Consider the following 11,773-nt stretch of genomic DNA (forward strand, 5'->3'; position numbering starts at 1 on the left):
CGCACCTGGGAGTGGTCATGGCCGATACCCGCGTCACCCGTCGTACGCTCCTGCGCGGCAGCGCCGGCGCGGTCGCCGCCACCACGTTCGCCGGCTCGGCGGCCACCCTGCTCGGTGGCTGCAGTGGTGACGACGATGACGACGGCACGCTGTCGTTCTGGAACTTCTACGGGCCTGCCGACGACGAGGATCCACAGAGCCAGTGGTTCGTGGACCTCGTCGACGAGTGGAACGCAAACAACGACGTGCAGGTCAAGCTGCACTACCTGCCGCCCGCCGAGTACTTCTCCGGCACGCCGTTGCAGACGGCGTTCCAGGGTGGGGAAGGCCCGGACATCTTCATGATCAGCCCGGGAGACTTCCTGCGGTACTACAACGGCGGGGTCTTGGCGGACCTCACGGATGAGCTCGGCGACGCGCGGGATGACTTCAAACCGGGGCTGCTGGACGGACGTAGCGTCGATGGCGCGGTGTACGGCCTGCCGATGGAGGTGGAGCCGCTCGGCCTCTTCTACAGCATTCCGGCCTACGAGCGGGCCAAGCTCTCGCAGGGCGATGTCCCGCGTACCTGGGATCAGTTGCTCGACGTCGCCGACAAGCTCACCGGCAACGACAACTTCGGGATGCTGTTCGAGACCGCTCCCGGCTACTACCAGAACTTCACGTGGTACCCGTTCATGTGGATGGGCGACGGTGCCGTCGTGGACGGGTCCAGCAGTGCATTCGACTCCGAGCAGACCGCGGCCGCGTTGGATCTCTGGGGTCGGACAATCGACACCGGCGTCTCACCCCGCAAGGCACAGGGCGACGGCGGCTCGGACGGCTCGGCGAACCTGGGCAGCGGGTTCGTCGGAATGCAGCAGACCGGCATCTGGGCTGCTGCGGCCCTCGAACTCGACTACCCGAAGCTCGAGTACGGCGTCGCGCCGCTGCCCACGCCACCGGGCGGTTCGGCGAGCACCGCGATGGGCGGCTGGGCCTTCGTCGCCAACTCGAAGGGCAAGAACCCGTCGAAGGCGGCCGAATTCGTGATCTGGGCACTCGGCTCGACCGACAAGGCCGGAGTAGAGCGGTGCCGGAAGTGGAACACCGTCGTCAAGACGAACCTGCCGGCCCGCAAGTCCGTCGAGAAGTCCGCCCTGCAGCACGGTGCGTTCGAGAACGACCAACTCAAGGTGTTCGTCGAGGAGATCGCGCCGACCGGCGTCACCGAACCGCGCTATCCGCCGGAGGTCTACCAGCCCGTCTCGGACGCGATCCAGGCATGTCAGCTCGACGGCGCGAACGCGGCCGACGAGGCGGCAAAGGCGAGCGAGGCGATCGACACCTTCCTGGGGACGTACGACGGTGCTCCGATCGTCTAGCGCCTCCAACCGGACGCGCGCGCGACCGCGCTACCGCCGCCGGGAGGTCGTGGCCGCGTACCTGTTCCTCGCGCCGGATCTGATCGGACTCCTCGTCTTCGTGGTGCTGCCGATGTGCCTTGCGTTCGGCGTCGCGCTGTTCGAGGTGGACGGTTTCGGCAACTACACCTACGTCGGGCTCGACAACTATGCGTTGATGCTCGACGACTCCAAGCTGCTGCAGAGCCTGCGGGTGACCGCGATCTACGTGGTCGCGTTCGTGCCGCTCGCATTCGTGGCGAGCCTCGGCATCGCCCTGCTCACCCGACGGCAGTACCGCGGCGTCGGCGCCGTACGCGCCGCGTTCTTCCTGCCCAACGTGATCAGCCTCGTCGTTGCCGGTCTGATGTGGCAGTTCCTGCTCGTCGACAAGCGTGGTGCTGTCGGCAACCTGCTCTCGACGGTCGGGCTCGACGATGTCTCGCTGCTCGGTGAGCCGTCACTTGCTCTCGCCACCTTCATCGCGATCAGCGTCTGGTTCATGATGGGCTACCAGATGATGGTGTTCCTGGCCGGGCTGAAGGACATCCCGGCCGAGCTGGAGGACGCCGCGACCGTTGACGGAGCGGGTGCGTGGCAACGCTTCCGGCATGTGACCTGGCCGCTGCTGCGGCCGACCAGCTTCTTCGTTCTCGTCACGTCGACGGTCGCCGCCGTGACGGGAGTCCAGGCGTTCGACCTGGTGTACGTACTCACGAAGGGCGGCCCGGCCAACTCGACGTCGACGATCGTCTACTACATCTACGAGCAGGCGTTCACCCTGAACAACATCGGGTACGCCTCGGCGATCACCACCCTTGCCGTCGGCATCCTTGTCGTCGGCACCGGGTTCATGTTCGCGCTGACCCGGGGAGGTCGTTTCGATGCGGACTAGACGTGTCTCGTACGTCGTGGTCGCGGCGTACCTGCTCGCCTTCATCGTCGTTGCGCCCTTGCTGTGGACGCTGTTCAGCGCCTTCAAACCCGAACAGGACGTGTTCGCCACCGGTTGGCCCTCAAAGCTGACGCTCGACAACTTCCGGTACGTGTTCACCGACATGGAGCTCCCGCGCTATCTCTTGAACTCGGCGATCGTCTCGGTCGTGGTCACCGCGGTCGCGTTGCTCACCCACTCGATGGCCGCGTACGCCTTGGCGCGGCTGCGGTTCCCCGGTCGAGGCGTCATCTTCTCGCTGATCATCTCGACACTGCTGGTCTCGCTGCCGGTGATCCTGGTGCCGCTGTTCCTGGTGGTCAAGGAACTCGACATGCTGGACAGCTACGCCGGACTCATCGTGCCGATGATCTTCCATGCGTACGGGATCTTCCTGCTGCGGCAGTTCTACCTGAACATCCCGCGAGAGCTGGAGGAGGCGGCCGACCTGGACGGTTGCGGCTACCTCCGTCGGTACTGGAGTGTTGTGCTGCCGATGAGCCGGCCCGCCCTCGCCTCGCTGACGGTGCTGTTCTTCCTCGCGAACTGGAATGCCTTCCTGTGGCCGCTGAGCATCACCCAGAATCCCGATCTGCGCGTCACCCAGCTCGGCATCGCAGGTCTGCAGGGGCAGTACTCGTCCAGCTGGAACTACATCCTCGCTGCCGCGGTGGTCGCCGCGATCCCGACGACCGTCGTCTTCCTGCTGGGTCAACGTCGCCTCGTCGACGCCATGAAGACCTCCGGCATCAAGTGACCGGCACCGACCGACAAGGAGCACAACTCCGATGGACTACGGACAGCATGGCAGCAGCCTGCGCGACCTTCCCCGCCTGCGCAGCTCGCGGCGCCGACGCGCATCGAGCTGGGATCGTAGCGGCGGCAACGACGATCGGCTGACCGTCGAACCCGGTGACACGGCTCTGCTCGCACACATCGACGGTCCGGGCTCGATCAACCACATCTGGTGCACCGTCGCTCGACCGATGCTGGACGGACCCGATGACACCGAGGCCGACTACCTGCGCCGCCTCGTCCTGCGCATCACCTGGGACGACCAACGGCATCCGAGCGTGTTGGTGCCACTCGGCGACTTCTTCGGCGTCGGACACGGTCGTACGGTCAACTTCAGCTCGGCGCCGCTGCAGATGAGCCCGCAGGACGGGCGCGGGTTCAACTGCTGGTTCCACATGCCGTTCGCGGCGGGTGCCCGAGTCGAGCTGGTCTCGGAGATGGATCGACTGCCGGTGTACTTCTACTACTACGTCGACTACGAGACGTACGAACAACCCCGCGACGATCTGGGCTACTTTCACGCGTCGTTCCACCGGGAGAACCCGACCGACGGGCAGCCGCAAGGGAGCGCGTCGTTGCGTGAGCGTCTCGTCGAGGGCGAGAACCTCACCGGCGAGGGAAACTACGTGATTCTGGAGGCCGAGGGCAGGGGACACTACGTCGGATCGGTGCTCAACGTGCGCAACCTCCGCGACTCCAGCGAGTGGAACTGGTACGGCGAGGGTGACGACATGATCTTCATCGACGGCGAGCCGTTCCCGCCGTCTCTGCACGGGACCGGCACCGAGGACTACTTCAACACCGCATGGTGTCCGGACCAGGCGTACGCCGCGCCGTACCACGGGCTGACGCTTCCGGGCGGCACGAACTGGAGCGGTGAGATCTCGATGTATCGCTTCCACATCGAGGACCCGGTCACGTTCGACCGGTCGATCCGGGTCACCATCGAGCACGGCCACGCCAACAAGCGCAGCGATGACCTCTCGTCGGTCGCGTACTGGTACCAGACCCTACCCGGGCGCCCACTTCGGCTACCGTCCGTTGCGGAGCGGCTACCGTACGCCTGACCCGCGATCCGGATCGGGATCACGCCATTTCCGGCGGATCTCTCCGCTATGCCTGATGATGGGAGTACTCGGTAGGAGGTCTCCCATGACATCGCTTCTCGAGATGTCCAGGCGAGCGGTCGCCCGGCCGTGAGCGGACCGATGCTGCTCGCGGCCCATGTGGTCGTGTACGCAGCGATCCCGATGTCGTTCGCGCTGTTGCGGCGTCCGGCCCGGGAGATCGCGTTCTACCTCTACATCGGCTTGGTGCTCCTCGCCGGGGGCCTGATCGGGTCGGTCTACGTACTCCCGGTCACCGGAGGCATCCCGGCGGGCAGCATTCTGTACGTCACGCTGATGTTCTCCAGCCTGCTGCTGGTGGTGCTCGAGCGCGACGCGCGGGTCGTGCGTACGGTCATCAGGGTCGTGCTCGGGGTCGAGGTCTTCAAGTTCGTCGCCTTCGCGCTTGCGACGTACGCGCTCCGAGACGGCAATGCGATCAACCCGTTGGACACCAGTCCGGAGCTACTCGACGACTCGCTCATGGTGACCCTTCTAGGCGGCACTCTGATCGTCGTCGAGCTGGTCGCCCTGACCGTCGTGCTCGAGGTCCTCAAGCGACGGATCAACGGTCCGGTGGTCCTCGGGGCGTCGTACGTCGCGATCTTCGTCGCTCTGCTCTGCTTCGACGGCCTCATGCTGCCCTTCATCGCGCTGTCTTCCCCGGCCGACTTCGGCGAGCTCATGCAGGTCGGCGTCCGGGTCAAGCTCGTTCTCGGCCTGTCCTTCAGCGTTCCCCTGATCGTGTTCCTGATCGTGTTTCGCCAGCAGCTGGCTGCCTTCCGGCGGGCGCGGGTTCCGTTGCAGGAGCTGCTGATCGGCCCGCGCGAGGACCTCGTCCGCGAGCTCGAACGGCAGCGAGAGGCGATCCGGGCCTCGGCCGAGCAGTACCGACAGCTGGTCGAGTCGACGGGTGACGTCGTGGTGACGAGCACGGTTGAGGGCGTCATCACCAGCTGGAACCGGGCCGCCGAGAAGGTGTACGGCTACACCCACGACGAGGCCGTCGGTTCGTCGATGGAACTGGTGACGACCTCCGACCAGCTCGCGGATCTCGCACAGCTCGTGCACCGGGCGTCTGAGGGCATGACGATCGCCGGACACGAGACGACCCACCGGCGCCGCGACGGCACAGCGGTCGACGTCTCGCTCACCGTGTCGCCCGTGATCGACCACGGCGATTCGATCATCGGCCTGTCCTACATCGGGCGCGACATCGGTGAACGTCGCCGGATGGAACGGACGCTCACGTACCAAGCGCGCCACGACGCACTGACCGGTCTTCCGAACCGGGTGTACCTCGAAGACGCCATCGCCGACCTCGCGCGCTCCCGAAACGGACCTCGATCCGTCGCCGTGCTCTTCGTCGACATCGACCGGTTCAAGATCGTCAACGATGCGGCGGGCCACCATGTCGGCGACGGCCTGCTCATCGAGGCGGCCGCTCGGCTCCGCGCCATCATCGACGCAAGCGAAACGGTGGCACGGTTCGGCGGAGACGAGTTCGCGTTGCTCTGCCCTGGGCGCGACCTCGAGTCGACCACCGGGCTCGCGAGACGGCTGCTGGACGCACTGACGGACCCGTTCGAGATCGCCGGGCACCGGTTCTTCGTGAGCGCGAGTATCGGGATCGCCGTCGACTCCGCCGCACACGCCACGGAGCTCGTACGCCGCTCCGATATGGCGATGTACGCCGCCAAGGCGCAGGGGAGCGGGACCTGGCGCCTGTTCGACCAGGCGATGGACGATCGCGCCCGCCGCGCGCTCGTGCTCGGGAGCGACCTCGGGCGAGCGATCGAGGCGAGCGATCTCGAGCTGCACTACCAACCGATCATCGACCTGCGTTCGGGCCGGCTGCGGTCGGTGGAGGCGCTCACCCGCTGGCGACACGACCTACGCGGGTACGTCGACCCGGAGGAGTTCGTATCGGTCGCCGAGGAGACCGGTCTGATCACCCAGCTCGACACCTGGGTGATGAACCGTGCCTGTCGCGACGGCGCTCGGCTGCTGGCGACGCACACCCTGCCCGCCGACGGGCACGTCGCCGTCAACCTGTCGGTGCAGGACATCGTCGACCCGGCGTTCGAGACCGTGCTCCTCGACGCGATCGACGGCGCGGGGCCGCCGTTTCATGCCGACAAGCTGATGCTCGAGCTGACCGAGAGAGTCCTGATGCGAGACGTCGAGCGCACGGCCGCCCGGCTTCGCAAGCTGACGGCGCTCGGGGTACGTGTCGCGATCGACGACTTCGGCACCGGCTACGCGTCGCTTGCGTACCTGCGGCCGTTCCCGACCAGCACGTTGAAGATCGACCAGACCTTCGTCGCCGGCATCGTCACCAACGCCAGTGACCTCGCGATCGTACGATCGGTCGTCGACCTCGCCCATGCGATCGGGCTCGAGACCGTCGCCGAGGGCGTCGAGACCGAGACTCAGCTGGATCTGCTCCGCGAGATGCGGTGTGACGCCGCGCAGGGGTTCCTGTGGGGGCCGGCGATGGCCGTCGACGGCCTCATCGAGGGATATGCGGCCTCAGGCCGCCTTGCGAGCGGACGGTGAACTGCCCGCGCCCTCCGTGCCGTTCTGTAGACCACTCCCGCGCACCGGTCGGGGCGCGGGCACCTTAGGGCGCTCCTGCGGCTCGTCCTCTTCGTCATCGTGTGCGGCGGCGATGATCGAGGTGGCGAGGCACAGCAGGCCGAGGATCAGGGTGAACGCGATCCAGACCGTGTTGATCGGGCCGACCAGCGGATCGGGGCTGTGCGAGCCGATCATCTCGTAGGGCACGATCACGGCACTGATCATCACGGTGAGCGCGGCACCCAACGGTCGCAGCCAGTCCTGCCGCGACGCGGCGAGCAGCTCCTCGCGGGCGCGAACCTGTGCGCGGAACTCCGGAAGTTCTCGTGGCGGCAAGGTCGCCAACCACGCGCGATGGCGGTCGTTGCGCTCGCGCTGAGCCGAACGCGTACCGAAGTGGGCGAGCAGGCCGGCGATCAGCAGTGCCGCCGCGGCTGCGACGACGATGACGGAAACGCCGAGCGGTAGGCCGATGAAGGACAGAACGGAAACGGCGAGCGAGGTCAGGGTGATGGTCGTGAGGCCGACGCCCAGCGGCGCATTCTCGAGTCGTTCGTATATGCTCCGTGCGCGCCCCGCCATGTCTGTGTTATCCCTCCGCGTGTGTTGAACCCACCTTCTATGGTGAACCCTCGAACGGCCTTTCGCGTTCCCGACGCGAGGTGATATAGGTCATGCTGGCGCAAAACGCGAGGTTTGAGTCGCGTCCGACAACGGAACGATGCGGGTACCGATCGATCCGACCCGGAGGCACCATCGATGACCCGTCCCGTAGTCCGTACCCTCGCCGCCGTTGCGGGCATCGCCCTGACGACGACGCTGATCGGCAGCCCACCCAGCTCCGCAGCACAGTCGACCGCGACCGAGCCGCCTGAGCAGTTCCGGGGCTACTGGGTCGACGGGTTCAACGAGGGCATCTACGACGCGGACGAAGTCACCGAACTGGTCGATGCGGCGCAAGACGTCGGCGCCAACGCACTGATCGTCCAAGTCGGGCGCAGGTTCGACTGCTTCTGCAACAACTCGCTGTACCCGCGCTCGGACGAGAAGGGTCTCGACCCGGAGCCGTACGACCCGCTGGCAGAAGTCATTGCGCAGGGCCACGAGGCCGGGCTCGAGGTGCACGCCTGGGTCAACGCGACAACGCTGTGGAACGAGGCCGACCCGCCCGAGTCGTCCGATCACGCGTTCAACAAGCACGGGCTCGACGCACACGGCCGCGACCGCTGGCTCAACAAGCGAGTCGACGGTGAGGAGCTCGTCGGCGACAACTCCTACATGGACCCGGCGAACCCCGATGCCGTCGACTACCAGGTGCGCGCGATCGCATCGCTCACGCGCAACTACGACGTCGACGGCGTGAACCTCGACTACATCCGCTACCCCGACAACGAAGCGGAGTTCCAGAACGACTGGGGTTACTCGGAGACGTCGCTCGCCCGGTTTGCGGCCGAGACCGGGCGATCCGACCGGCCGAAGCCGACCGATCCGCAGTTCGCACAGTGGCGTAGAGACCAGGTGAGCAACCTGGTTCGCAAGATCTTCCTCCGGATGTACCAGGTCGATCGAAGCGATCGACTCAGCATCAACGGCATCACCTATGCGTACGGTCCGCAGACGTACGGCGGATGGGAACAGACCCGGCCGTACCTGAATGTGCTGCAGGACTGGAAGGGCTGGATCGACGAAGGCATCATCGACACGGTCACGGCGATGAACTACAAGCGCGAGTGGATGCCCGACCAGGAGCAGATGTTCGACGAGTGGAACCGCGCGCTCGCGAACTATCGCGGCGACCGCCACGTCGTCTCCGGCCCCGCGCTCTACCTGAACGAGATCGCCGACTCCGTGGCTCAGGCCGCAGAGATCGACGCGCTGCCTCTCGACGGCTGGATGGGATACGCGTACGCGAACGCGTCGAAGACGGCGGCAGAGTCCGAGGACCCTGCGGTCAAGGACTCGGAACGCTCGAAGCTCGCGGCCGCCCTGCGTGACGAGGTGTTCACCGACGACGCCGTCGTGCCGGAGATGGATTGGAAGGCCGAGCCGCGTACAGGCAACATCTCCGCGAAGGTACGGGCGCCGCGCCGACTCGAGGACCAGCTGGACGTCCAGGTGACGCCGCTCGGCGAGACACCCGGACGTGCACAGGTGGTGCGTACCGACGGCAACGGATGGTTCGGTGTCGTCGACCTCGAGCCGGGCAGGTATCGGCTGAAGGTCGTCGAGCCCGGTGTGCGCAGTCGCGTCGCGCGGGTCCGCGTACGTGCAGGCGCCGTCGTACGCGCCCAACTGCGGGCTCAGAGGTAGGCCGCGGCGAGTTCTGGTGGCATCGGCTCGTAGTGGTCGAGCGAACGGGTGAACGTACCCGTGCCGTGGGTGGCCGATCGGAGGTCGATCGCGTAGCGCACCAGCTCGGTGGCGGGTACGTGTGCGCGGACGACCGTGCCTGCTTCGTCGTCCTTGTCGGTGCCGAGCAGCCTTCCGCGTCGCGCGGACAGATCGCTCATCACCGCACCGATGAGCTCGTCGGGGATGCTCACGGCGATCTCGTCGTAAGGTTCCAGGATCGACACACCCGCGCGCTCTGCCGCAGCTCGCAGCGCGAAGCCGCCAGCGGTCTGGAAGGCGGAATCGGAGGAGTCGACGCTGTGCGCCTTACCGCCGGTCAGCGTCACCCGTACGTCGACCAGCGGGTGACCGCTGCGTACGCCTCTACCGAGCTGGGCGCGAACGCCCTTCTCCACGCTGGGGATGAACTGACGGGGTACGGCGCCGCCGACGACCTTCTCGACGAACTCGAAACCGCTCCCTTCGGGCAGCGGCTCGACGTCTATCTCGCAGATCGCGTACTGGCCGTGGCCACCGGACTGCTTGACGTGCCGGCCGAGCCCGCTGGCCGAGGAGGCGACCGTCTCTCGCAGCGGCACTCGCAGCGTGATCTGCTCGACATTGACGCCGAACCTGGTGCGTAGCCGGTTCAGTGCCTCGTCGGCATGTGACTCACCCATCGCCCAGAGCACGAGCTGACGGGTCTCGGGGTTGTTCTCGATCCGCAGCGAGGGGTCCTCCGCGGCCAGCCGGCTCAGCGCCTCGGGCAGCTTGTCGTCGTCGGACTTCGATGCCGCCTCGAGCGCGATCGGCAGCAACGGAGTCGGCATGGCCCACGGCCGGAGCAGCCGCGGCAGATCCGGGTGCGAGAGCGTGTCGCCGGTCTCGGCGCGAGTGAGTCGGCCGATCAGTGCGACGTCACCAGCGACGACGTGTTTGGCCGCCTGCTGTTGCTTGCCGAACGGGTACGCAAGCGATCCGACCCGCTCGTCCTCGTCATGTTCCAGATGCCCGGAACCGGCTCCGAAGAAGGAGGTGAAGTGACCCGAGACGTGTACGGTCTCGTCGCCGTCGAGCGTGCCCGAGAAGACCCGGACGAGGCTGACCCGGCCGACGTACGGATCGCTCGTCGTCTTGACTACCTCGGCCACCAGGGGCCCGTCGGGATCACACGGCAACGGTGCGGTCGCGACTCCGACGGGAGTGAACAACTCGGGTGTCGGGTGGCTCGCCGGTGACGGAAATGCGCGTACGAGGAGGTCCAGCAACTCTTGTGCACCGACCCCGGACGCGGCCGTTGCAACGACCGGGTAGAACGAGCCGCGGGCAACAGCGCGCTCGAGATCGGCGATCAGCACTTCCTCGGAGATGTCCTCCCCGCCGACGTAGCGGTCCATCAGGGACTCGTCCTCGGACTCCTCGATCACCCCTTCGATCAGCTCACCTCGAAGCTCGGTCTCGGCCGTACGTTTCGCTGCGGTAGGGGAGTCCTCGATCATCACGTTGCGCAGGTCTGCGCCGCGGTGGTCGTAGAACGTCGCGCTCAGCAAGCCGACCAGCCCGATGAGCTCACCGGCCTCCGAGACGGGTATGAACACCGGCAGCACCTTCTCGCCGAATGCGGCTTGTGCCTGGGAGAGGACGCCGTCGTAGTCGGCACTGGCGTGGTCGAGCTTGGTGATCGCGACCACGCGCGGCATCCCGACGTCGGCACACTCCCGCCAGAGCGCGGTCGTCGCATGGTCGATGCCCTCATTGGCCGCAACGACGAACAGCGCACAGTCGGCGGCGCGGAGGCCGGCACGCAGCTCGCCGACGAAGTCCGCGTACCCGGGTGTGTCGATCAGATTGACCTTCGTACCCCGGTGCACCAGCGGCGCGACCGACAACGACATCGACCGGTGGTGTGCCTGCTCGGCCTCGTCGAAATCGCACACCGTGGTGCCGTCGGCGACGGTACCGGCGCGGGGGATCGTGCCGTTCGCTGCGAGCAACGTCTCCACCAGAGTTGTCTTACCGGAGGAGCTGGGCCCGATCAGGACGACGTTGCGAATCCTGTCAGGCCCGAAGTCGCCTGGGTCGGCCCTGCCGTCGTCGGAGGCGCTCTTGTCGCTCATGGTCCAACGCTGCTCCTCTTGCGCGCGGTGCACAAGCCCGCGCCCGGTCAATTTCGTTGGACACCGGAGCCGTCGACCCACTTGGATGTTGCGATGAGTTGCTTCTTATCGCATACGACCATCGACTGCCGTGATGCCTACCAGCTCTCCGAGTGGTGGAAGCCGGTGCTGGACTACACCGACATCGAAGGCGACCCCAACCTCCCGGGTCACGAAGAGTGCATGATCGTCGACCCGGACTCGGGTCACAAGCTGCTCTTCATCGAGGTGCCCGACACCGAGCTTCCGGCCAAGCGGATCCACCTCGACCTCCGGCCGCGTACGCGCGACCAGGACGACGAGGTGGCATGGCTGTTGGAGTACGGCGCTACCGAGCTGGCCGACCTTCGTGGCAAGTACGGCCCCGGCACCGGCTGGGTGACGATGGCCGACCCCGAGGGCAACCAGTTCTGCGTACTTCGGTCGCCGCAGCAGCTGGCCGAGGCGCAGGATCAACAGGACTAGGTAGGGGCCGCGACCCGCAACCTG

At 66.6% G+C, this 11,773-nt stretch carries 9 protein-coding genes; 7 read left to right on the top strand and 2 right to left on the bottom strand.

What is annotated here, in order from left to right; all coding sequences use genetic code 11:
* Positions 1-17 precede the first annotated feature (17 nt).
* The 5 genes from MU582_11085 (at position 18) to MU582_11105 (ending at position 6,776) form a co-directional block, all read left to right on the top strand.
* The gene (locus tag MU582_11085; protein ID UPK72995.1) at positions 18-1,364 is read left to right on the top strand and encodes a sugar ABC transporter substrate-binding protein; all 1,347 of its coding nucleotides are present in this window, start codon (positions 18-20) and stop codon (positions 1,362-1,364) included.
* Between the two features lie 49 nt (positions 1,365-1,413).
* On the top strand, positions 1,414-2,277 hold the full coding sequence (locus MU582_11090) for a sugar ABC transporter permease (protein UPK72996.1): 864 nt from the start codon (positions 1,414-1,416) through the stop codon (positions 2,275-2,277).
* Positions 2,267-3,073 carry a carbohydrate ABC transporter permease gene (locus MU582_11095; GenBank protein UPK72997.1) on the top strand — a complete coding sequence of 269 codons (807 nt, stop codon included), beginning with the start codon at positions 2,267-2,269 and terminating at the stop codon, positions 3,071-3,073. The genes MU582_11090 and MU582_11095 overlap by 11 nt, the downstream gene beginning before the upstream one ends.
* 31 nt (positions 3,074-3,104) lie before the next feature.
* Complete coding sequence (locus MU582_11100; GenBank protein ID UPK72998.1) at positions 3,105-4,178, top strand: DUF2961 domain-containing protein; 1,074 nt, start codon at positions 3,105-3,107, stop codon at positions 4,176-4,178.
* 129 nt (positions 4,179-4,307) lie between these two features.
* The gene (locus MU582_11105) at positions 4,308-6,776 is read left to right on the top strand and encodes an EAL domain-containing protein (protein UPK72999.1); all 2,469 of its coding nucleotides are present in this window, start codon (positions 4,308-4,310) and stop codon (positions 6,774-6,776) included.
* Here MU582_11105 and MU582_11110 read toward each other — a convergent pair.
* Positions 6,750-7,379 (bottom strand): hypothetical protein, encoded by a 630-nt coding sequence (locus MU582_11110; protein UPK73000.1) that lies wholly within the window; start codon positions 7,377-7,379, stop codon positions 6,750-6,752. The genes MU582_11105 and MU582_11110 overlap by 27 nt on opposite strands.
* Positions 7,380-7,556: 177 nt before the next feature.
* On the opposite strand from MU582_11110, the gene MU582_11115 reads away from it, so the two are divergent.
* Entirely contained in the window at positions 7,557-9,107 is a 1,551-nt protein-coding gene (locus tag MU582_11115) for a family 10 glycosylhydrolase (protein ID UPK73001.1), read from the top strand.
* Here the strand turns inward: MU582_11115 and MU582_11120 are convergent.
* Positions 9,098-11,245 (bottom strand): elongation factor G-like protein EF-G2, encoded by a 2,148-nt coding sequence (locus tag MU582_11120; GenBank protein UPK73002.1) that lies wholly within the window; start codon positions 11,243-11,245, stop codon positions 9,098-9,100. The two genes, MU582_11115 and MU582_11120, sit on opposite strands and share 10 nt — an antisense overlap.
* A 93-nt stretch (positions 11,246-11,338) precedes the next feature.
* On the opposite strand from MU582_11120, the gene MU582_11125 reads away from it, so the two are divergent.
* Complete coding sequence (locus tag MU582_11125) at positions 11,339-11,749, top strand: VOC family protein (GenBank protein ID UPK73003.1); 411 nt, start codon at positions 11,339-11,341, stop codon at positions 11,747-11,749.
* The last annotated feature ends 24 nt before the right edge of the window (positions 11,750-11,773 follow it).

It is taken from the genome of Nocardioidaceae bacterium SCSIO 66511 (genome assembly GCA_023100825.1).
Classification (GTDB): Bacteria; Actinomycetota; Actinomycetes; order Propionibacteriales; family Nocardioidaceae; genus Solicola.